We start from the raw sequence: 19793 nt of genomic DNA on the forward strand, positions 1-19793 counted from the left end.
TGTGCCACGCATAGGTGGCCGGTGCTGTGCAGCCGGCCACCTAAGGGCACAAAAGTGGCGCCGAACCGGGAGCGCCTCTCGGCGGAAGGCCGCTCGAAGCGGCTAAATGTTGAAGCCCGGGGGTTCCACGGTCCGACACCAGTTTCAGTCTGCTACTGACCCGCCCGCATGTCAACGACATGACGACGGCGGTGGGCTGGCGGGGTGGATTGGCCAGCTCTTCTTTTCGACGAGGATGAGAACCGTGGCCTGCAGAAGCTGCTGCCATTAGCGGTGAAGAACTGAACCGCGACTGTTATTCGACCGCGGTACGCTTTCCGTCGGCATCGGGATTCCACCAGACCTTCGGCTCAACCACGGGGAAACGCCTGCCGGAGACTGAGTCCGGAACAATGCGCACAAACTGGTCTTTCTTTCCCGCTTCCCAGGGGAAAAGCGGGAGCGAGAACGACTCGATCACGTCATCGGGACGCTGCACCAACTCTGCATTCCCGCGAACCACGACGCTCCAGGCAATCCCGGCCTCGGAATCCACGCCGTCGGCCTCCAGCGCTACCCGCCCATCCGCGGCGAGCGCGTCCAGCTTCGAACCGACTCCTGTACGGAACACGATGGTCCCATGGTCAGTCGTGTAATTGACGGGAAAGATATCCGGTCCGTCCCCAAGGACGACGGCGAGGCGCCCTACTGACACTCCGCGCAGGCAGTTCCAGCTGTCGCTGTCGGTGAGTACTTCCGTGGCCGCAGAATTATCTCCCATACCGCGATCCTAGACCTGCCTGCGACGCGAAGACAGGGGCCGCAGGCAGTCAGTCCAGTTCGCCACGGCGCCACGAGGCGGCAGCGTGCTCCAGGTCCTCGGCGGTTTTCACCAGCTGGTGCGAACTGCGGGTGAGTTTGCTCGCGTGGGCACCGTTGGCCGTTTCGGCATCGTCAGCGTGGTTGGTCTGGCCCAGGGCAACAACCCGGCAGAAAGCAGCGAAACGCTCCAGCGCTACATCGAATTCACCATCGAAAGCGCCGGAGAGAATGGTGTCTGCCATCTTCTGGACCTCATCGGCGCCGGGCGGCTCAGCGACGCCGGCAACAACCTTCGAAACCTGGGCCACCTCCTTGCCGGCTTTGAAGTAGGCAGCGATTCTCTCGGGGCTCTGCTGGGTGGCGGCACGCAGGGCATAAAGGCGCCAGAGTGCGCCGGGAAGCGAGCGCGCAGGGCTCTCGGCCCAAAGCTCGGCAATCGCCTCGAGACCCTGCTGATCCGCCAGTTGCACGAGACGCTGCGTCACCTGCGGGTCCTCTGCCTCGCGGCCATGGTGAACCAGTGCGTGCGCAGCAAGATGGGCGGCCTCCGAAACCCGGGAGGGGTCCGCACCACCGGCAAAGACCTCGAAGTCTGCAGGCGCGAACGGCTTGGGTTTGTGGTGCCGAGGGCTGTTGTCGATGTATTCGCCGTCCATGGGTCGAGAATACTCCTGCGCCTATTGAGGGGCTAGGCACCCGGGAAACCTCGGCAAATTCACCCAACGGAGCCAGGTTGCCTCATCTTCCGATCGGGTGCGATAAAGTAGACACGTCATTCGGGCTGCCCGAATGGTGTGGGCCTTTAGCTCAGTTGGTAGAGCATCGGACTTTTAATCCGTGGGTCGTGGGTTCGAGTCCCACAGGGCCCACTTTGTGCATTGAGGAACATCCCCGTCGAGGTTTTCGGCGGGGATGTTCTCTTATCGGGATGTTGCGAATCGCTCCCACTGGTTGCTTTCCGGCAACGACCATTGACTCCCGGGCGCAGGAAGTCTGTACTGGAAGTGCAGACTCTTTCCAGCAAGCGGCACCTGGTGCCGGGAGGAAAACCGATGCCCGCCCTATTGGCGATACCCGTCCAGACGGCGCTCGCCGTCGTCGTAATCTGTGCGCTCATCGCGCTGGCGGCGCTGGCGGTGTCACGTTGCCTGGCAACGGACGAGGACCGCGACGGCGTCTTCTGGTACGGCTTCACGGGCGGGTTCGCCTGTCTCGGAGCCATCACGGGTGCCATGGTGCTAGTCCCGGAGACAGCAGCGGTCACAGGGCTGGCCGGCATGCTGGGTCTCGGCATGGCCTCCGGCTGGGTGTGGCGCGGGGAGCAGGAGCGCAAGGCGCGCCGTCGTCGTCGGAGCGTGGAACAGGCACGATCAGCGCTGCGGGCCCGCCACGAATCGGTGCTGCAGCGATGGGTGAGCTATGAGCTGGATCCGGCGGTCGCCATCGACTACCCCAACATGACGGACGTGAAGCAGCCGGAAACGGCGCAGTTGGTGCGTGCCATGCGTAAAGCCGCAGCGTTGCGCGAGCAGGCAGACACCGACGACGACGGCGCCGCACCGGGATACGAGACGGCCGTCGCCGAGCTGGAGACGGCGTTCGAGGAAGCCGAGCGCGCGGCCGGTGCGCATTCGACCCCTCACAGGAGGGACGGCTAGGCTGGACCGGTCACTCAGGATCGAAGGGGAATGTCCATGGGTTCAGCACGTACACGTCGCCGCCGCGCGGCCGCCCTTCTGGCCGCTGGAGCGCTCGCCGTCACCGCCATTGGCGTATCGGCGCCCGCAGCGACTGCCCGCCATGAGAGCAAGCCCAGCGTCGCGCAGTCCAAGGGCAAGGAAAGCGTGCGCTTCGCCACCTACAACGCGAGCCTGAACCGATCTGCCGAGGGAGCGCTCATAGCGGACCTGAGCACCGGTGACAATGACCAGGCCCGGCGAATCGCCGAGGTCATCCAGATCAACAACCCCGACGTGGTGCTGCTCAACGAATTCGATTATGACACCGACCACAGAGCAGCCGACCTCTTCCGTACCAAATACCTCGAGGTGAGCCAGAACGGCAAGGCCCCGGTCAGCTACCCCTACGTCTACACCGCGCCATCCAATACCGGCATCCCCAGCGGGATGGACCTGAATAACGACGGCAGTGTCGGCGGCCCGGATGACGCGCTCGGATTCGGCCAGTTCGAGGGTCAGTACGGGATGGTCCTTTTCTCCAGGCACCCCATTGATACCGAAAACGTCCGCACCTTCCAGAACTTCCTCTGGAAGGACATGCCCGGCGCGCTCCTGCCGAATGACCCCGCGACGTCCAAACCCAACGTCTGGTTCACCGAAGAGGAACTTGCTGTTGTCCGTCTGTCCAGCAAGTCTCACTGGGACGTTCCGTTGATCGTCGGCGGCTCAACGGTGCATGTGCTCGCGAGCCACCCCACGCCGCCGGTTTTCGACGGTGAGGAAGACCGCAATGGCCGGCGAAACAGCGATGAAATCCGCTTCTGGGCGGATTACATCCGCGGCGGCCAGAGCGCCGACTACATCTACGACGACGACGGCGCGCGCGGCGGACTCGAACGCCGCGCCAACTTCGTGGTGCTGGGTGACCTGAACAGCGACCCGGCTGACGGCGATTCGCGTCCCGGATCGATTGCCCGGCTCCTCGGACTGAAGGAAGTGCAGGATCCGCTGCCCACCGCGGACGGTGCCGCGGAAGCGTCGGTCCTGCAGGGCAGGGTGAACGCGGAGCATCGTGGAGATCCCGCCCTGGACACCGCTGACTTCGAAGACGCCAATGCGGGCAACATACGCGTGGATTACGTCCTTCCCTCCAAGAAGCTGAAGATACGGGGCGCAGGCATCTTCTGGCCTCGCGCCGGTACACCCGGCTCGGAACTGACCGGCGTATTCCCGTTCCCCACCAGCGACCACCGGCTTGTGTATGTCGACGTGGACGTCAAGAAGCGCTAACTGCGCCGCCGGTCCCAGAACGTTGCGCTGAGCGCGCCGGCCGCAGCGAGAAGAATGCTGCCGCTGACAACGATGCCGCCCGCAGACTGGCTGATGATGAAGATCCACTGCGGGTATGGACCGTTAATCGCCGTTTCGTCCACCTGAAGCGGAGCGAAGACCGCCCACAAGCCCAGGACGAGGAGCACTGCTCCGAGCAGCCACAGCACCAGCACGAACGGGTTGATTCGCGGACCGGGGAGTGCGGCGGCGCCGGGAGGTCTACTACCCTGCGGCGTCACCTCGACTACGTTTGTTTCCTCTTCAGGGGAGTGTGTCACCGGTGCCTTCGGAGGCGAGGCGGGTCGATGCTGCTGCGGCTCGCCGGGTGAAGTTCCGCGGTTGCCAGGGGGTGTTGGTGCTCCGATACCGCCGCGCTGGTAGATGGGACTGTACCGGTTGTCGATGTTCGGCGTGTTCTCGCCCATTGTTCCTCCTGGCCTGTTCTGGAAATCTACTAGTTCTGCCGCGTCGGGGTAAGTGGGCGCCGGGCCGGCAGAGGAAGACCGCGGAGACTCTGGTCAATGTCCGGAGTGCTCGTGTAGGTTGAAATGCATGGAAGCAATAATTTTCGAGTAATTGTGTCGGCGGGGCGCTTCGGCACCTGTCGCAATAACAAGAACATCATTCGAAAAGACCGTGTTGAGGCCTCGCCTCCATGTTTGTTTCCGCTCCTCCTGCGCATGAGCCCCCGGTGGCTGTCCCCGGACGTAACCCCGGTCGTTGCAGCAGGATCCCCCTACGGAATGCCGGAACCAGGGATGCAACTAACGTCGCTGTTTACCGTTGCCTGTAGGTGAGTGGCCCAACCGGTCATAGCCATCAAAGGAGAGCCATGACCCAGCAAGATAACCAGAAGCCCCTGAACGTCCATCTCAGCGAGGAGGCTGCCAGGAAGCTGGTGGACGACCCACGCGCCCGCGAAGCGCTCGCCCGAAAGAACCCGGCCTTCGGGGAGTTGGATAGCGCACACAGTACGGGTCGCAGGAACAAGTCCATTCACGCCAGCAACCGGCAGGGAAAGCGGGAGAAGAAGGTGCGCTGGTAGCTTGGCTGCCGGCCGCACGCCGCTAGTGGAGGGTTAAAGTGAAACTGGCTCCGCGTTCTGCGTATGGGGGAATCGCAGAATGGGGAGCCAGCACCTCCAACTATACTTCAAGGTAGGGGTCAAAAGTCCAGTCGCAATCCACCTGAAGGGTGATGATGACAGTCACAGCCAAATCATTCCAGCTGTGGCGTACCCAGATAGCCCCGGAAGCAACGGTTTCGGACCTCTGCCGCAAGGCGGACATCAAGCGGTCCACCCTTGCCCAGCAGCTGGTTCGTGGGAAAGTCTCCGTGGAGACCGTAATCAGCATTGCGCGCGCATATGAGATTCCTCCAGTCCAGGCGCTCAGTGAGTTCGACGGATACCGGGATCTCGCGGCTGGGATCCTTCCGCCCACCTCGGCGGAATACCTTAGCCAGGTCTCCCCGATGGACCTTCTCCGCCTCATCCTGGGGCGGAGCGAGGAGACCGACTGCGTAGGTTGCCCCGTGAGCTTCAGACTTTCGCCGCTTCCCCACCGCTATTCAGTACGGGCCTGGTTTGACGCCGTCGACCGCGGGGATCTCCGCCAGGCACTGACCGCCAGAACCGGAATAGCTCCACAGAACCTCTCCGCTCAACTGAGCGCGGGCCGGTTGAGCACCCAACTATGTGTGGAAGTGGCCAGAGTCTCTGGGGTTTCGCTCGCCAACGGTCTGGTGGTTACCGGACTTCTTACTCCCGAAGAAGGGGGCTGGGACGACGACGGCCGCGAAAGAGTTCTGAGCGCCCTGCCCGATTCAGAGCTCATCCTGATAGCGCGGGACCGGCTTGACGGACTGGGAAAGCGCCTGCGTAAACAGGAGCAGGACGATTCACGTGACCAGACGCTATGGGAGAACCTCGGATGAACGGTGGAACATTCATTCAGTGGCTGGCGCTCGCACTCTGCGTCATCTTCGCGGCCATGCGACTGCCGGACGTTGTTCGCGGTAAGGGCCGGAGCATGTTCGTCGTATTGGTTCTGCTTTCCCTCGCGGTGGCGCTGAGCCTATCTCCGATCTACCTTCTCGTTGACGGCTTGCTCGGCGGAGCCAACCTGGCGAACCTTGTGATCCGGATCAGCCTCTACGTCGTCATGCTGCTGCTGGGGGTGCGCTGCGCGGCTGCTTTCGGGTCGGACCGTGCGCGCAGGTGCATCGAAGGCCCGGTGGGCATGGCGGTGCTGGCGCTGACAGTGCTCGTGACGGTGGTCCTCTTCGCGCTGAGTGATCTTCCGCAGTCCTCCACTGGTCTTGCCGCCTACTCTGATCAGCCCACGGTGCATTGGTACGCCGACATGGGACGCATCTACCCGGGATACGTAGCGGCCTGCCTGATGGGCCCCGCTTTTACCAGCGTGCGCGACCGCCGCCGCCGGGGCCTGCACCGGGTGGCCGCCGCACTGATCGGCACGGGATTACTGATGGTGCTGGTGATGGCGGTGCTCCTGTTGTTCCCCCTCGATATTGGAGCGGCCGTAGTCCTGCTGCCATTCGGTGGGATCGTCCTTGTGACGATTGGCCTCACCATGATCTGGCTATCCCGCAGGCGTGCGGAGAAGGTCCGTTCCGTGAACTTCCTTGCGGGCGAGCACTGACGCTTCCTGGGCCGCCTGCCGCCTCTTCGTGAAATTTTTCGACCGAAGTGAGAAACACTATTCACGTTTTCATCATGGTGTGTCAAAATTATGATTATGTAACTCCCGGTGACCGTGGGGGGTCACCGGGTTACACAGCAATAGGTGCGTCCATTAGAACGGGTGGACGCACCTATTTCGTTTTACGCGCGGCAATCGGCCCGCTTTAGGAATCTGCTGCTAGGCGTCGTGGTCGGTCTCGAGGATGCGCACCAGGGAGTCAAGCGACTCCTCAGCGCCGTCGTCCTCGGATCGGAGCACTACTACATCGCCGTGCTCGGCACCGAGACTCATGAGGGACAGGATGCTTGATGCATCCATCGCTTCGTCCGCCGGGCTGCCCTCAAGGGCGATGGTCACCTCAACGGGCAGTTCCCCCGCCGCTTCGGCGAAGATGGCTGCAGGTCTGGCGTGGAGCCCCACCCGGCTGGCTACGGTTGCTTTGCGTTCGATCATGATCTTCCTTCCGGTTGCTTTTGTGCGAGCCTACAGGCCCAGCGTTTCGAGAATCGGTAAAGAGGCACGCACAGTTGCGCGTGCCTCAAGAGCAGTAGGGGCAGCCAATGCACGCTCGGCGATGTCCCTGGCTTCAGCGAGGGACACCGAACCAATTACGGCGGCCACCGCGGCCAGCGCCCGCGCGCTCATGGACAGTGAATTGATTCCCAGACCCACCAGTACGACGGCGAGGGCCGGATCAGCGGCGGCTTCACCGCAGACGCCGACTGACTTATCATCGCCGCCATTGTATTCATCACCGGAGCCGGCATCGCTGCGGGCAGCGTCGGCGCCGGCTACTGTCTGGCGGATCAGCTGAAGGACGGCAGGCTGCCACGGGTCGTTAAGGGCGGCAAGTGGTCCAAGCTGACGATCCGCAGCCATCACGTACTGCGTGAGATCGTTGGTGCCGATTGATGCGAAGTTCACGCGCTGGAGGATGGGCCGGGCGGTCAGGGCCGCAGACGGCACTTCGACCATCACCCCGGGAACCTTCAGGCCCGCCGCCGCGCAGGACTCAGCGAATCGCTGGGCTTCCTCGGCGGTGGAGATCATGGGCGCCATGACCCAGATGTCCGTGGTGGCACCGTCGGCAGCTTCGGCGATTGCCTTCAGCTGGCGGTCCAGCACTCCGGGAGTGGCGAGCTCGGTACGGTAGCCGCGCACACCCAGGGCGGGGTTCGGCTCAGTGGCATCCGTGAGAAACGGCAGGGGTTTGTCTGCGCCGGCATCGAGCGTGCGCACCACAACCTTCCCGTTCGGGAAAGCTTCGAACACTTCACGGTACGCCGCAGCCTGTTCGGCGACTGTCGGCTCGGTATCACGGTCGAGGAAACAGAACTCGGTGCGGAGAAGCCCCACGCCCTCAGCACCGGCTCCGGCCGCCTTGCGGGCATCAGCACCGGCACCCACGTTGGCGAGCAGCGGAACCCGGTGACCGTCCGTCGTCGTGCAGGTGCCGCTGTACGTGCCGAGTGCCTGCGACTGTTCAGCCCAGAGGGCGGCGGCAGTCCGCTCGACATCTCCCGGCCCGGCGAGCACGGTGCCGGCGGCACCGTCGACGAAAACTTCCGTCCCGTCGTCGATATCCTCTACACCGTGGGCGGCGACCACGGCGGGCAGGCCGAGCCCGCGGGCAAGGATCGCTGTGTGGGACTGCGGCCCCCCGGAGCTGGTGATCAGCGCGATCACCAGCTCCGGGTTGAGAGTGGCGGTATCAGCCGGTGCCAGATCCTCCGCCGCGAGGACGAAGGGGTGGTCGGCAGTCGGTATGCCGGGGGCCGGCAGGCCGCGCAGCTCGGCAACGATGCGTGAGCGGACGTCCAGGACATCCTGCGTCCGCTCCGCCATGTAGCCGCCCAGACCCTTCAGCATGTCAGCCACCTGGGCGCCCGCCTCCCAGACAGCACGCTCGGCGGAGGTGCCGGCCACAATGAGGGTGTTGGCGGATTTCAGGAGCATGGGGTCTGCCGCCATCATGGCAGTCGCCTCAAGGACTGCCTTGGCGTCACCGGTGGCGGAGTCGGCCCGTCCCCGGAGTTCGGCCTGGACTTGCTTGGCGGCGGTCTTCAGCCGTGCAGTCTCATCATCAACCGTGGTGTTGGACCATCGCTCCCCGGCTGGCGGTTCCGAGACCGGACGCGGCATCTGCCGCACCGGCCCGATCACCCGACCGGGGCTCACTCCTACACCTGTGAAAGTGCTCAATGGTCCAACTCCTCAGCTAGGGACTAGGCTGCAACCGACTCGGAGGCGGTGGCTCCCGCCGGCTTGCGTACAGCGAACCGCTTGAGTGCCACAACCGCAAGAGCCGAGACGATCATGCCCACCAGGATTGATACAACAAACATAGCGACATTGCCGATTGCGAAGAATACGAAGATTCCACCGTGCGGTGCCTGGGAGGTGACGCCGGTGCCCATGATCAACGCACCGGTGACCGCAGATCCGACCATGCCTGCAGGGATGACGCGCAGCGGGTCGGCGGCGGCGAACGGGATAGCGCCTTCAGAGATGAAGGCAGCGCCGAGGAGCCACGCCGCCTTGCCGTTTTCGCGCTCGGCGAGGGAGAACCGGCGGCGGTCGATGACGGTTGCCAGGGCCATTGCCAGCGGTGGAACCATGCCGGCGGCCATGACGGCGGCCATGATCTGCCACGGAGCCTGGTTGGCTACGGCACCCGCGCCGAGCCCTGCGACTGCGAAGGCGTAGGCAACCTTGTTGATCGGGCCACCGAGGTCCACCGCCATCATGAGTCCGAGGATTACGCCGAGCAGGACGGCACCGGTGCCGGTGAGACCTGAAAGCCAGTCATTGAGGGCAACGGTGAGGGCGGCGATCGGACCGCCGAACACGAGAAGCATGAGGCCGGATGCAATGATCGAGGCCACCAGCGGAATGATGACCACCGGCATCAGGCCTCGCAGCCAGCGGGGGACCGCCAACTTGCCGATCTTCATGGCGACGTAACCGGCCAGCAGGCCACCCACGATCGCGCCGAGGAACCCTGCGTCCATGAAGCCGGCAACAGCACCGGCGACGAAGCCCGGAGCAATACCCGGACGGTCAGCAAGCGCATAGGCGATGTATCCGGCGAGCGCCGGCACCAGGAACCCCATCGACAGGGCACCGATCTTGAAGAACACCGCACCGAGGTAGGCACCGAGTGCGCCCTGCGCCGTCTCGGGGAAGTCCGTGGGGAGGTTCCACAGGCTGTTGTTGAGGACCATGTCGTCAGCGAAGCCGGTGATGTCGTAACCGCCGAGCAGGAAGCCCAGGGCAATGAGGAGACCGCCGCCGGCAACAAACGGGATCATGTAGCTGACGCCGGTGAGCAGTGCGCGCTTCAGTTGTCCTCCGACGCCCTCCCGCGGGCCGTCGTCGTCGGAACCGGGCATGGAGGAGTCAGCAACGCGGCGGGCGTTGGGGTTGTCCGCCGCCGCGAGCGCTTCGTCAACCATGACGCCGGGTTCATCGATGCCGCGCTTGACGGGCGCGTTGATGACCGGCTTGCCGGCGAAGCGGTGCTTGTCGCGGACATCGACGTCGACCGCGAAGATTACGGCGTCTGCCGCCGCAATAATCGAGGGGTCGAGGGGAGTGGATGCGGACGAGCCCTGCGTCTCAACCTGGAGGTCAACGCCTCGCTCCTTTGCGGCGGCGACCAGGGAGTCAGCTGCCATGTAAGTGTGGGCGATGCCGGTGGGGCACGCAGTGACGGCCACAAGCCGTTTGGTGCGGGCTGCCTCGGGCGGCGTCGTGGTTCCGGGGTCGGCGGCCTCGGGGGTGGTCACGGAAGTGGCGCCACCGCCTTGGGGGGTGGCAGCGGAAGTGGCGCCGGCGCCCTCCTTCTGTGCCGGTGCGGTTTCGAGCGCTCCCTCAACCAGGGCCACGATCTCCTGCTCGTTAGCGGCGGAGCGCAGCGATGCGGTGAAGTCCTTCTTGATCAGGGAGCGCGCGAGCTTGGACAGGAGCTTGAGGTGCTGCTGGTCGGCCCCTTCCGGAGCGGCGATGAAGAACACGAGGTCTGCCGGCCCGTCCTTGGCGCCGAAGTCGACGCGGGGTTCGAGGCGTGCCATTGCCAGCGTGGGCTCAAGAACAGAAGTGGAACGGCAGTGCGGAATGGCGATCCCGCCCGGGATGCCGGTGGCCGTCTTCTCCTCGCGGGCCAGTGCGTCGGCGAACAGCCCTTCCACCTGGTCGGCGCGGCCCTGCGCCACCACCAGTTCGGCGAGTCGGCGAATGACGTCGGCGCGGTCGTTGCCCAGGGACTTGTCGAGAACGACAAGTTCGGGCGTAATCATTGCGGACATTGGTTTTCCTTTGGAGGTTATGGGTGGTTGGGGGAGGTATTGGCTGGAGTGAGCGCCTGTACAGTGACGGCGTCCGGTGTGGTTTGGTGCAGGGCCGGTACTGTGGATCCCGGTAGGGATGCCGCAGCAGAGCCGTGAGCCACCGCCTGGCGCAGGCAATCGGGGGCACTGGCGCCGCGGGTATGCGCCAGGAGATAACCGGCCAGCGCGGAGTCCCCCGCACCGACCGTTGAGATCGCAGTGATGGGCGGATGCTGCGCATGCCACGCGCCGTCGGCCGTGACCAGCAGGGCGCCCTTGGACCCGAGGGTTGCAAGGACCGCGCGGACACCGCGGTCGAGCAGTCGGGTGGCTGCTTCGACAGCGAGCTCCTGCTGATCTTCCAGGTCATCCCCGGCACCGAGTCCGGTCAGCTGGGAGAGTTCCTCGGCGTTCGGCTTGAGCAGGTCCGGTGCGGCATTACCGTCAATCGCGGCGATGAGCGCTGCTTCGGACGCGTCGATCGCGATCAGTGGCGCGCGGTCGCCGTGTCGGTTCCTTACCGCGCGTACTGTCGCCGCATAGAAGTCCGACTCAAGCCCCGGTGGCAGGGAACCCGCGAGAACCAGCCAGTGGGCGCCGTCGGACAGGGTCACCACCAGGTCTATGAGAGCGTCGGCGTCCTGCGGTGACAGCGCCGGTCCCGGTTCGTTGATCTTGGTGGTGGTGCCGTCCGGCTCCGTGATGGTCACATTGCTGCGCAGCGCCGCGGAGATGGGCAGGTTCCGGTAAGGCACGCCCGCGGCATGGAGTCCGATGAGAACCGGATCTTCATCATGGCCGGGCAGGATCGCGAGGGCCTCTGTGCCACCTGCCGACAGAGCGCGGCAGACATTCACGCCCTTGCCCCCCGATTCCTGGCGGTTGGCGCTCGCACGCTGAACCGCCCCGCGGGTGAGGGGAGCAGCCAGCTCGATGGTGCGGTCGAGGCTGGGATTGGCGGTGAGCGTGACGATCATGCGACCACCAGCTCCACATCGGCGTCAGCCAACGCACGGGCGAGCCCGGCCTCGGGTTGGACATCTGTGATGAGCGCGTCTATCTCGCTGAGGTCAGCGAAACCGACGAGCGTCTCCGCGTTCAGCTTCGACGCGTCCGCCAGTACGACGACGCGGCGCGCAGATCGAACGATTGCCGCCTTCACGGAGGCCTCCTCTGGGTCTGGGGTGCTGAGTCCGAATTCCGGATGCACACCGTTGGTGCCAATGAAAACGACGTCCGGGCGGAAGCCGCTGTACCGCGCCACAGTGCCGCTGCCAACGCATGCGCTGGTCAGGCTGCGGACGCGCCCTCCGATGAACTCGAGCTGGAGGGATGAGCCGATGAGGGTGTGGGCCACCGGCACGGAGTGGGTGATGATCAGGAGCTGGTCACTGGCTTCCTGCGCGAGGAGTGATGCGAGGCTGCCGGTCGTGGTCCCGCCGTCGAGCACGATCGAGCCCTCCGCAGGAACCATGGTCAGAGCTGCTTTGGCGATTCGGGCCTTCTCCGCTTGGTTGCGACCCTCGCGGCTGGTCAGACTGAGCTCGCTGGTGCTTGCGCTGGTGGTCGGGACGGCACCCCCATGAACCCGGCGCAGGAGGCCATCCTTCTCCAGTACAGCAAGATCGCGCCGGACGGTCTCCTTCGTGATGTTGAAGCGGGCGGCCAGCTGGGCGACACTTACGCGGCCCTCGGACGCGACCAGCGCGGCGATCCTGTTATAGCGTTCTTCGGCGAACAAGCTGACCCTCCTCACTGGTGACTAGTGTCACATGCGTTTCCGTTTCAGTGACTCTATCTTCGTTTATGTTTGCCTGTCAACGGAAAACAGAAGAAAAAACAGATCGGTGTGACGGAATCTCCTTAAACGACGAAGCCACCCGCGCATAGGCGCAAGTGGCTTCACAGGCGTCCGGGCTGTTCGAGAACCCGGATGGTGGAACTGGCTAGATCCCGCCGTCGCGGGTTTCATTGCGGGTGATCTGCTCGCCGGTGTTGGGATCCTGAACACTGCGCGATTCGCTGACGCGTTTCTGGCTGCGGGGTGCATTCATCACAAGGGAGATGATGAGCCCGAGGACGCCGACTCCCATCAGGATGTAGCCGACCAGACGAAGGTCGACGAAGTCGATAACGTCTGCGACGGCGAAGGCCAGGATTGCACCGATTGCAATCAGGACGATGGAGGAACCGATTCTCATACCAACTACTCCTTGATTTGACCTGCTGGGAATTCTTCTGTTTGTCACAGTAGCCGCAACAGGTGGCGAATAACGCGCTATGTAATCAGCATACTGGCAGGCGCTTCGGGAAACTGGGCCGCGCGGACACAATTGCCGTCGTGCTTTTACAGGTCAATCCTGCGGCGGGTGAAGTTTTGATTACGGAGGGTTGCAAAGTATCGAAGCAGGAGTTTAATGGTTGCACTGGCACGGCCAAAAGGTTTACTAAGCTCACTGATGAAGTAGGGTGGTATCAGTTGCACTTCGGTGCACCGTCGAAATCGACAAACATGTTGCGCGGATAGAAGTTCGATAAAGGAGTACTTCATGAATTTCCTAGCATTTCTTCTTCTAGGTCTCATCGCAGGCGCCATCGCCAAGCTGATCCTGCCGGGACGCCAAGGCGGCGGCTGGATCATCACGCTTGTCCTCGGGGTGGTCGGAGCTCTCCTCGGAGGCTTCCTGGGCAACCTGCTCTTCGGTGTCGGTGTGGATGAGTTCTTCTCCCTTTCCTCGTGGCTCCTGGCCATTGGCGGAGCAATCATCGTCCTCCTTATTTATGGAGCCATCACCAAGAACCGCACGCACGCCTAATTCGGGCGAGATCCGCTAGAACGCCCCGCCGGCCCCATCCGGCGGGGCGTTTTGCGTGACAGCGACGACCCTCCTAACCCAGACTTGAACTATTCGACGGAAGGATCAGCAATGGCACGCTTCAACCCCGCTGGGAAAATAGCCAGCGGAGCGGTATTCGACCGCCACGGCCAACCGAAACCAGGCGTCCAGCGCGCGGTGGAACGGGCTATCGACATCCAGCGGCCGTTGGTGCTGGCGAACATCCGAAGGCTGCGCAGGAAATATCCGGATGCAACGGCGGCCGAGTTGAGCGCAAAACTGGAACGGGATTATCTTGTAGCGATAACAACGGCGGGAGCCGCGGTAGGGGGCACCGCCGTCGTACCTGCCATCGGCACGGTGGTGGCGCTTGGCCTCTCGGCCGCAGCCACAGTCGGCTTCCTGGAGGCCACGGCGCTCTATGCCCAGTCGGTAGCCGAACTGCATGGGATCTCCACCGAGGACCCCGAGCGTGCGCGAACCCTCATCATGGGCGTTCTCATGGGGGAAGAAGGGTCGGCACTGATTCAGGCCACTATCGGATCTTCCGCGGGCGGAGTCACCCGCCACTGGGGCAACGTCGTGGGCGGATCAATGTCCTCCTCTGCCGTTCGCGGTATCGGCGCCAGCATCCGCAAGCGGTTCATCCGGCGCCTGCTCGCCCGGCAGGGCGGAGCGCTGCTGGGACGTGCCTTGCCGTTCGGGGTCGGCGCCGCAGTCGGCGGAGCGGGCAACAACATGATGGGACGCACGGTCATCAACGCCACCCGCGAAGCCTTCGGCCCTCCGCCAACTGTTATTCCAGGCGAACTGCTGACCGAACTTGAGAAGCTGACGGCGTCCGAAAAGGACCGCCGGGACTGATTCTTCGCCTTGCTATCAGCCGAACAGGGCGTGTGCGATGCTGAATATCAGCAGCCCTGCGAGGGAGCCCACGACGGTGCCGTTGATCCGGATGAACTGGAGATCCTTACCCACCTGCAGTTCGATCTTCCGCGAAGTTTCCTCGGCGTCCCAGCGCTCCACCGTCTCGGAGATGATTCCGGCAACCTCGCTGCGGTAGGTCCGCACGAGGTATCCGGCGCCGTCGGAAATCCATTGGTTGATCTTGCCCGCGAGATCCTCGTCGGTGGTCAGCCTGCGGCCGAAATCCCGCACCGCTGCCTTGAAGTTGAGGGTCAGTTCACTCTCCGGATCGTTGACTGCTTCCAGCAGCGCCGTCTTGACCGTGGTCCAGGCCCGGACAGCGACGTCGTGCACGCGTGGGTCATCGAGGATGCCGGCCTTGATCTCCTCTGCCTTCGCGATGATCGCCGGATCATACTGCAGGTCCTGAGCAAGATCCTTGAGGTACTTGTCGATGGAGAGCCGGACATCATGCTGCGGGTCCGCCTGGACGGCGCGCATGAACTTCGCGAGTTCAACGTACACCTTGTCGCCCACCAGCCCGTCTACGAACTGCGGCACCCAGGTGGGGGAGCGCTGGGAAACTACGCGGGAGACGACGTCGTAATTTGTGTCCACCCACTCTGCCGCCCGGTCCACCAGCAGGTCCACGAGACGGTGGTGGTGTCCCTCCTCAAAGATCCGTTCGGCCATCCGCCCGACCGGCGGACCCCACGGTGGGTCAACCACGTGTTTGCGGACAATGGATTCGATGACCTTCTGGACGGCGTCGTCGTCCAGCACGGTGAATGCGCCACGAATCAGTGCGGCGCCCTCCACAGCCACCCGGTCTGCACCCTCAGGCCGGGAGAGCCAGGAGCCGGCGCGCTGTGCGAGCCCGAGGGAAGTCAGTTTCTCCTGCACCACTGATTCCGCGAGGAAGTTCTCCTCCACGAATTGCCCCAGGGACGTTCCGATCTGGTCCTTCTTGCGCGGAATGATCGCGGTATGAGGGATCTTGATGCCCATCGGGTACTTGAACAGCGCCGTTACCGCGAACCAGTCGGCCAGAGCACCCACCATGCCGCCCTCCGCAGCGGCGCGAACGTACTGTAGCCACGGATACGGATCCTGCAGCGCGAACGCAATCAGGAAGATCACCGCCATGACGGCGAGGAGGCCCGTTGCAACGGTCTTCATCCGCCTCAGACCTGCCGCGCGCTCCGTATCGGTCAACGCAATGCTCACTTAGTCCTCCGCATCGGTGCTGGATTCCCAATCTAACCAGTCACCGGCGGGCACAGTCACGCCGCGGATTCGCTAGCGTAAGGCGTGTGGCAGAACAACAAGCGGTCAGACATCTGGTTTTTGCACATCGTGGAGCGAGCGGGCGGTTCGCTGAACACACGCGCGCAGCCTTCCTGCAGGCGCTCGCGGAAGATACGGACGGCGTGGAATGCGACGTGCACCTCACGGAAGACCTGCAGCTTGTCTGTATCCATGACCCCACCCTGGACCGCACCTCCAGCGGGACGGGCGAAGTGGGCGACCACACGCTGCGACAGCTTCGCGAACTGGACTTCGCCTCATGGAAGGGAGCGAGGATCCCGCCGGAGTACGGCGGTCTGGCTGATCAGCTGCTCACCCTTGAGGACCTGCTGAATCTGCTGCGCGAGGACGGGCGCGAGCTGGAGCTGGCGATTGAGCTGAAGCATCCGAGCCCCTTCGGCCTCAAGCTCGAGGAGCGGCTGATCGCATTCCTGATGAAGGAAGGCTATGACCCGGAAACTTCCCGCCTGGCGAACCTGCACATTACCTTCATGAGCTTCAACCCAGACTCGGTGAGGCACCTGCTGGAGCGCGTCCCGGCCGAGGTTGTCTGCCAGCTCGTTGCCGACGTCAAGCCGGACGATGTGCGCGAAACCCTGGGGCCGCTCACTGCCGCCGCCGTCATGAACCTCCTTCGCCGCGCGCTGCATGAGGGCGAACGCATCATTGTGAGCGGAGCGGTGGGGATCGCGGGCCCTGGGATCGAGTACGTGCGTGCGCATCCCGAGCGCGTGAAACGGTGGATTGCGGCGGGGCTGCGCGTCCGCGTCTGGACCGTGGATACGGACGACGACGTCGACCTGCTCCGGGAGCTCGGTGTCCAGGAGATCACCACCAACCGACCGGCCGATGTTCTCCGCAGACTGAATGGGAGCCCACCGCCGGTCGTTTGTGATTGAGTTAACGCATGGCTATGCCGATTGAGGATTATGCACTGATCTCCGACCTTCATACGGGCGCACTGGTGTCCCGAGGCGGAAGCGTCGATTGGCTCTGTTATCCGCGGTTCGATTCACCGTCGGTGTTCGCCGCTCTTCTGGGCAATGAGAGCCACGGACGGTGGCTGGTCGCTCCGGCTTATGACGCCGGCGTTGCGGACCTGGTGGAGTGGAAGTACATCGACTCAACCTTCGTGGTGCAGTCCCGATGGCGTACAGAAACCGGCGAAGTGCTGGTGACCGACTTCATGCCCCTTCACGACCGCCGCGCGTCCCTCGCACGCCGCATCGAAGGAATCAGCGGAGCGGTGCCGATGCGGCAGGAACTCGTGGTGCGCTTCGGCTACGGTGAGGTCCTGCCCTGGGTGCGGCGCACCAACGAAGACGGCGGACCCGGCATCCTCGCCATGGCCGGACCGGATGCACTGCTGCTGCGCGGCACTCATCTCCCACATGCTGCAGACCATCGCCACGCGGGGGAGTTCACAGTCCGGCCGGGTGAGAAGGTGGACCTCGAGTTGGTCTGGTATCCCTCACACCGACAACAGCCGACGCCGCTGGACTTCGACGCTACGCTGCAGGCGACCATCGACTACTGGCAGGGCTGGGCAGCAAGCTGTGAGAAACAGGGCGAGTACGACCAGATCGTCAAGCGCTCGCTTCTGGTGCTTCGTGCGCTGACACACGAAGACACGGGCGGCATCGTCGCGGCACCCACCACCTCGCTGCCCGAGGCCTTCGGCGGCGAACGCAACTGGGATTACCGGTTCTGCTGGCTGAGGGATGCGGCGCTGACTCTTGAAGCGATGATGACCCACGGTTACGAGGATGAAGCATTCGGATGGCGCAACTGGTTGCTGCGCGCTGTCGCCGGCGACCCGGAGGATCTGCAGATCATGTACAGCGTCTCCGGAGAGCGTCACCTGCCGGAGAAGGTCCTCGGTCACCTGCCCGGCTACGCAGACTCGGCTCCCGTGCGAATTGGCAACGGGGCCGTTACCCAGTACCAGGCCGACGTGGTCGGTGAAGTAATGGTCGCCCTTGAGAAGCTGCGTGAGCGTGGCGTCCACGAGGGTGAATTCTCCTGGCCCCTGCAGCACGCACTGCTGGGGTTCCTGGAGAAGCACCTGAGCCGGAAGGACCACGGCATCTGGGAGATGCGAGGAGAACCGGCCTACTTCACGCACTCCCGCGTCATGATGTGGGCGGCATTCGACCGTGGTGTGCGCGCCGTCCAGGACTACGGGCTCAACGGTGAAGCGGACCGGTGGGAGAAGCTTCGGGATGAGCTCCGGAAGGAGATTCTGGAACAGGGCTTCGACCGTGAGCTGAACTCTTTCACCCAGTTCTACGGCAGCTCTCTGGTGGACGCATCGCTGCTGCAGTTGCCGCAGGTCGGCTTCGTCGACTATGACGACCCGATGATGCTCGGCACGGTGGCACAGATGGAGGAGCAGCTTCTGGATGACCACGGTCTGCTGCTTCGGTACCGCACCGAATCGGCAATCGACGGACTGGCGCCGGGGGAGCACCCGTTCCTGGCCTGCTCATTCTGGCTCGTTGAGCAGTACGCGCACACCGGACGCCTCGACGAGGCCAAACGCCTCATGGATCAGCTGGTGGGCTACGCCAACGAGCTCGGCCTCCTGTCTGAAGAGTACGACCCGGAGAACGCCCGGATGGCCGGAAACTTTCCCCAGGCGTTCTCGCACCTTGCGCTTGTGCGGGCAGCTGACGCCATCCACGCGGCACGGCGGTTTGTTACGGCTTGAGCACCACCTTGATGCACCCGTCCTGCTTCTTCTGGAAGATCCTGTAGGCACCGGGCGCTTCTGCGAGAGGCAGCTCGTGGGTCCTGAGGTCCATCACGCCCAGCGGATCGGAGGGATCCTCAACAAGCGGAAGCAGTTCGTCCGTCCAGCGCCGCACGTTGCACTGGCCCATCCGGGTCTGGATCTGCTTGTCGAACATGACGAGCAGCGGCATGGGGCTTGCCGTTCCCCCGTAGACGCCGCTCAGGGAAACCGTCCCGCCGCGGCGAACCGCGTCTATGCACGCGTGGAGGACGGCTAATCGGTCAACGCCGGCAGTTTCGATCGCCTTCCTGGCAACGGGATCGGGCAGCAGCCCGACCGCGTGCTGCGCGAACGCTCCCAGTGGTGAGTTGTGTGCCTCCATGCCAACCGCGTCGACGACGGCGTCCGGCCCGCGTCCGTTGGTCATCTCGCGGAGGACATCGCCCACTTCCTTGGTGAAGTCGATCGTCTCGATGCCGTGGCGCTCGGCCATCTCCCGCCGCTCCGCAACAGGTTCGACAGCGATCACGCGGTGACCCAGATGGCGGCCGCTGCGAGCCGCGAACTGTCCAACGGGACCCAGTCCGAAGACCGCGAGGGTGCCGCCGTCGGGCACGTCCGCGTACTGCACCGCCTGCCAGGCGGTCGGAAGGATGTCGGAGAGGTACAGGTAGCGCTCGTCGGGGAGGTCGTCGCCCACCTTGACGGGTCCGTAATCCGCGTGGGGTACGCGGAGGTACTCTGCCTGTCCACCCGGTACGGAACCGTAGAGCTCGGAGTACCCGAAGATGCGTGCACCGGTGCCCTGCTCGTGGACCTGTGTGGTTTCGCACTGCGACTGCAGCCCGTTGTTGCACATCCAGCAGTGGCCGCAGGAGATGTTGAAGGGAATGACGACGCGGTCGCCGGGCTTGAGGTTGGTCACGCTGCTGCCGACGGCTTCCACGATGCCCATGGATTCGTGGCCCAAGACGTCGCCCTTGTGCATGTAGGGGCCCAGCACCTCGTACAGATGGAGGTCGGAGCCGCAGATGGCGGTGGAGGTGATGCGGACAATAGCGTCCGTGGGTTCCTCGATGCGGGGATCAGGGACTTCCTCCACGCTCACGGAGCGCTTGCCCTGCCAGGTAAGTGCCTTCATCGATACTCCTCCTTGGATTCGT

20 protein-coding genes and 1 tRNA gene are annotated in these 19793 nt (G+C 63.9%); 10 read left to right on the top strand and 11 right to left on the bottom strand.

Annotation, left to right across the window (positions count from 1 at the left end):
* Window positions 1-295 precede the first annotated feature (295 nt).
* Together AC5RTB_RS10660 and AC5RTB_RS10665 are read right to left on the bottom strand one after the other, a co-directional pair.
* Complete coding sequence (locus AC5RTB_RS10660; protein ID WP_494061040.1) at window positions 296-760, bottom strand: pyridoxamine 5'-phosphate oxidase family protein; 465 nt, start codon at window positions 758-760, stop codon at window positions 296-298.
* Between the two features lie 49 nt (window positions 761-809).
* A complete protein-coding gene (locus AC5RTB_RS10665; RefSeq protein WP_494061041.1) occupies window positions 810-1457 on the bottom strand; it encodes a hypothetical protein in 648 nt (215 codons plus the stop codon).
* A gap of 140 nt (window positions 1458-1597) precedes the next feature.
* Between AC5RTB_RS10665 and AC5RTB_RS10670 the strand changes: the two genes are divergently transcribed.
* The 3 genes from AC5RTB_RS10670 (at window position 1598) to AC5RTB_RS10680 (ending at window position 3770) form a co-directional block, all read left to right on the top strand.
* Window positions 1598-1670, top strand: a tRNA-Lys gene (locus tag AC5RTB_RS10670).
* A 183-nt stretch (window positions 1671-1853) separates the two neighbouring features.
* Window positions 1854-2459, top strand: coding sequence for a hypothetical protein (locus tag AC5RTB_RS10675; RefSeq protein ID WP_494061042.1), 606 nt, complete (start codon window positions 1854-1856; stop codon window positions 2457-2459).
* A 36-nt stretch (window positions 2460-2495) separates the two neighbouring features.
* Entirely contained in the window at window positions 2496-3770 is a 1275-nt protein-coding gene (locus tag AC5RTB_RS10680) for an endonuclease/exonuclease/phosphatase family protein (protein ID WP_494061043.1), read from the top strand.
* Here AC5RTB_RS10680 and AC5RTB_RS10685 read toward each other — a convergent pair.
* Window positions 3767-4237 carry a hypothetical protein gene (locus tag AC5RTB_RS10685; RefSeq protein ID WP_494061044.1) on the bottom strand — a complete coding sequence of 157 codons (471 nt, stop codon included), beginning with the start codon at window positions 4235-4237 and terminating at the stop codon, window positions 3767-3769. The two genes, AC5RTB_RS10680 and AC5RTB_RS10685, sit on opposite strands and share 4 nt — an antisense overlap.
* 407 nt (window positions 4238-4644) lie before the next feature.
* On the opposite strand from AC5RTB_RS10685, the gene AC5RTB_RS10690 reads away from it, so the two are divergent.
* From AC5RTB_RS10690 to AC5RTB_RS10700, 3 genes are all read left to right on the top strand, one after another.
* On the top strand, window positions 4645-4857 hold the full coding sequence (locus AC5RTB_RS10690) for a hypothetical protein (RefSeq protein ID WP_494061045.1): 213 nt from the start codon (window positions 4645-4647) through the stop codon (window positions 4855-4857).
* A gap of 152 nt (window positions 4858-5009) precedes the next feature.
* A complete protein-coding gene (locus AC5RTB_RS10695; protein ID WP_494061046.1) occupies window positions 5010-5747 on the top strand; it encodes a hypothetical protein in 738 nt (245 codons plus the stop codon).
* Window positions 5744-6475, top strand: coding sequence for a hypothetical protein (locus AC5RTB_RS10700; RefSeq protein ID WP_494061047.1), 732 nt, complete (start codon window positions 5744-5746; stop codon window positions 6473-6475). Before AC5RTB_RS10695 ends, AC5RTB_RS10700 begins: the two co-directional genes overlap by 4 nt.
* 219 nt (window positions 6476-6694) lie before the next feature.
* Here the strand turns inward: AC5RTB_RS10700 and AC5RTB_RS10705 are convergent, their stop codons facing one another.
* The 6 genes from AC5RTB_RS10705 to AC5RTB_RS10730 all read right to left on the bottom strand — a co-directional run bounded on the left by AC5RTB_RS10705 (window position 6695) and on the right by AC5RTB_RS10730 (window position 13046).
* Window positions 6695-6970 (bottom strand): HPr family phosphocarrier protein, encoded by a 276-nt coding sequence (locus AC5RTB_RS10705; protein WP_494061048.1) that lies wholly within the window; start codon window positions 6968-6970, stop codon window positions 6695-6697.
* 30 nt (window positions 6971-7000) lie between these two features.
* Window positions 7001-8719 carry a phosphoenolpyruvate--protein phosphotransferase gene (gene ptsP / locus AC5RTB_RS10710; RefSeq protein ID WP_494061049.1) on the bottom strand — a complete coding sequence of 573 codons (1719 nt, stop codon included), beginning with the start codon at window positions 8717-8719 and terminating at the stop codon, window positions 7001-7003.
* A gap of 23 nt (window positions 8720-8742) precedes the next feature.
* The gene (locus AC5RTB_RS10715; protein ID WP_494061050.1) at window positions 8743-10824 is read right to left on the bottom strand and encodes a PTS fructose transporter subunit IIABC; all 2082 of its coding nucleotides are present in this window, start codon (window positions 10822-10824) and stop codon (window positions 8743-8745) included.
* Window positions 10825-10841: 17 nt separating this feature from the next.
* Window positions 10842-11822 carry a 1-phosphofructokinase family hexose kinase gene (locus AC5RTB_RS10720; protein ID WP_494061051.1) on the bottom strand — a complete coding sequence of 327 codons (981 nt, stop codon included), beginning with the start codon at window positions 11820-11822 and terminating at the stop codon, window positions 10842-10844.
* Window positions 11819-12586 (bottom strand): DeoR/GlpR family DNA-binding transcription regulator, encoded by a 768-nt coding sequence (locus AC5RTB_RS10725; protein WP_494061052.1) that lies wholly within the window; start codon window positions 12584-12586, stop codon window positions 11819-11821. Before AC5RTB_RS10725 ends, AC5RTB_RS10720 begins: the two co-directional genes overlap by 4 nt.
* 205 nt (window positions 12587-12791) lie before the next feature.
* Window positions 12792-13046, bottom strand: a complete 255-nt coding sequence (locus AC5RTB_RS10730; RefSeq protein WP_494061053.1) for a DUF6458 family protein — start codon at window positions 13044-13046, stop codon at window positions 12792-12794.
* A 348-nt stretch (window positions 13047-13394) separates the two neighbouring features.
* Here AC5RTB_RS10730 and AC5RTB_RS10735 point away from each other — a divergent pair, with 348 nt between their 5' ends.
* A complete protein-coding gene (locus tag AC5RTB_RS10735) occupies window positions 13395-13661 on the top strand; it encodes a GlsB/YeaQ/YmgE family stress response membrane protein (RefSeq protein ID WP_494061054.1) in 267 nt (88 codons plus the stop codon).
* 111 nt (window positions 13662-13772) lie between these two features.
* A complete protein-coding gene (locus AC5RTB_RS10740) occupies window positions 13773-14546 on the top strand; it encodes a hypothetical protein (RefSeq protein WP_494061055.1) in 774 nt (257 codons plus the stop codon).
* 15 nt (window positions 14547-14561) lie between these two features.
* Here the strand turns inward: AC5RTB_RS10740 and AC5RTB_RS10745 are convergent, their stop codons facing one another.
* A complete protein-coding gene (locus AC5RTB_RS10745) occupies window positions 14562-15767 on the bottom strand; it encodes a DUF445 domain-containing protein (RefSeq protein ID WP_494061185.1) in 1206 nt (401 codons plus the stop codon).
* Window positions 15768-15901: 134 nt separating this feature from the next.
* Between AC5RTB_RS10745 and AC5RTB_RS10750 the strand changes: the two genes are divergently transcribed.
* Both AC5RTB_RS10750 and AC5RTB_RS10755 read left to right on the top strand, forming a co-directional pair.
* Window positions 15902-16795, top strand: coding sequence for a glycerophosphodiester phosphodiesterase family protein (locus tag AC5RTB_RS10750; RefSeq protein WP_494061056.1), 894 nt, complete (start codon window positions 15902-15904; stop codon window positions 16793-16795).
* A gap of 8 nt (window positions 16796-16803) precedes the next feature.
* Entirely contained in the window at window positions 16804-18606 is a 1803-nt protein-coding gene (locus AC5RTB_RS10755) for a glycoside hydrolase family 15 protein (RefSeq protein ID WP_494061057.1), read from the top strand.
* Here the strand turns inward: AC5RTB_RS10755 and AC5RTB_RS10760 are convergent.
* The gene (locus AC5RTB_RS10760) at window positions 18596-19771 is read right to left on the bottom strand and encodes a zinc-dependent alcohol dehydrogenase (RefSeq protein ID WP_494061058.1); all 1176 of its coding nucleotides are present in this window, start codon (window positions 19769-19771) and stop codon (window positions 18596-18598) included. The genes AC5RTB_RS10755 and AC5RTB_RS10760 overlap by 11 nt on opposite strands.
* Between the last annotated feature and the right edge of the window lie 22 nt (window positions 19772-19793).

It is taken from the genome of Arthrobacter sp. M71 S08 (assembly GCF_059089725.1).

Excerpts from the sequence above, each read along its gene's own strand:
- AC5RTB_RS10685 (WP_494061044.1), bottom strand. The coding sequence starts at position 4,237 with ATGGGCGAGAACACGCCGAACATCGACAACCGGTACAGTCCCATCTAC.
- AC5RTB_RS10720 (WP_494061051.1), bottom strand. The coding sequence starts at position 11,822 with ATGATCGTCACGCTCACCGCCAATCCCAGCCTCGACCGCACCATCGAG.
- AC5RTB_RS10730 (WP_494061053.1), bottom strand. The coding sequence starts at position 13,046 with ATGAGAATCGGTTCCTCCATCGTCCTGATTGCAATCGGTGCAATCCTG.
- AC5RTB_RS10660 (WP_494061040.1), bottom strand. The coding sequence starts at position 760 with ATGGGAGATAATTCTGCGGCCACGGAAGTACTCACCGACAGCGACAGC.
- AC5RTB_RS10755 (WP_494061057.1), top strand. The coding sequence starts at position 16,804 with ATGGCTATGCCGATTGAGGATTATGCACTGATCTCCGACCTTCATACG.
- AC5RTB_RS10700 (WP_494061047.1), top strand. The coding sequence starts at position 5,744 with ATGAACGGTGGAACATTCATTCAGTGGCTGGCGCTCGCACTCTGCGTC.
- AC5RTB_RS10680 (WP_494061043.1), top strand. The coding sequence starts at position 2,496 with ATGGGTTCAGCACGTACACGTCGCCGCCGCGCGGCCGCCCTTCTGGCC.
- AC5RTB_RS10735 (WP_494061054.1), top strand. The coding sequence starts at position 13,395 with ATGAATTTCCTAGCATTTCTTCTTCTAGGTCTCATCGCAGGCGCCATC.
- AC5RTB_RS10715 (WP_494061050.1), bottom strand. The coding sequence starts at position 10,824 with ATGTCCGCAATGATTACGCCCGAACTTGTCGTTCTCGACAAGTCCCTG.
- AC5RTB_RS10665 (WP_494061041.1), bottom strand. The coding sequence starts at position 1,457 with ATGGACGGCGAATACATCGACAACAGCCCTCGGCACCACAAACCCAAG.
- AC5RTB_RS10745 (WP_494061185.1), bottom strand. The coding sequence starts at position 15,767 with ATGAAGACCGTTGCAACGGGCCTCCTCGCCGTCATGGCGGTGATCTTC.
- AC5RTB_RS10705 (WP_494061048.1), bottom strand. The coding sequence starts at position 6,970 with ATGATCGAACGCAAAGCAACCGTAGCCAGCCGGGTGGGGCTCCACGCC.
- AC5RTB_RS10675 (WP_494061042.1), top strand. The coding sequence starts at position 1,854 with ATGCCCGCCCTATTGGCGATACCCGTCCAGACGGCGCTCGCCGTCGTC.
- AC5RTB_RS10740 (WP_494061055.1), top strand. The coding sequence starts at position 13,773 with ATGGCACGCTTCAACCCCGCTGGGAAAATAGCCAGCGGAGCGGTATTC.
- AC5RTB_RS10760 (WP_494061058.1), bottom strand. The coding sequence starts at position 19,771 with ATGAAGGCACTTACCTGGCAGGGCAAGCGCTCCGTGAGCGTGGAGGAA.
- AC5RTB_RS10690 (WP_494061045.1), top strand. The coding sequence starts at position 4,645 with ATGACCCAGCAAGATAACCAGAAGCCCCTGAACGTCCATCTCAGCGAG.
- AC5RTB_RS10695 (WP_494061046.1), top strand. The coding sequence starts at position 5,010 with ATGATGACAGTCACAGCCAAATCATTCCAGCTGTGGCGTACCCAGATA.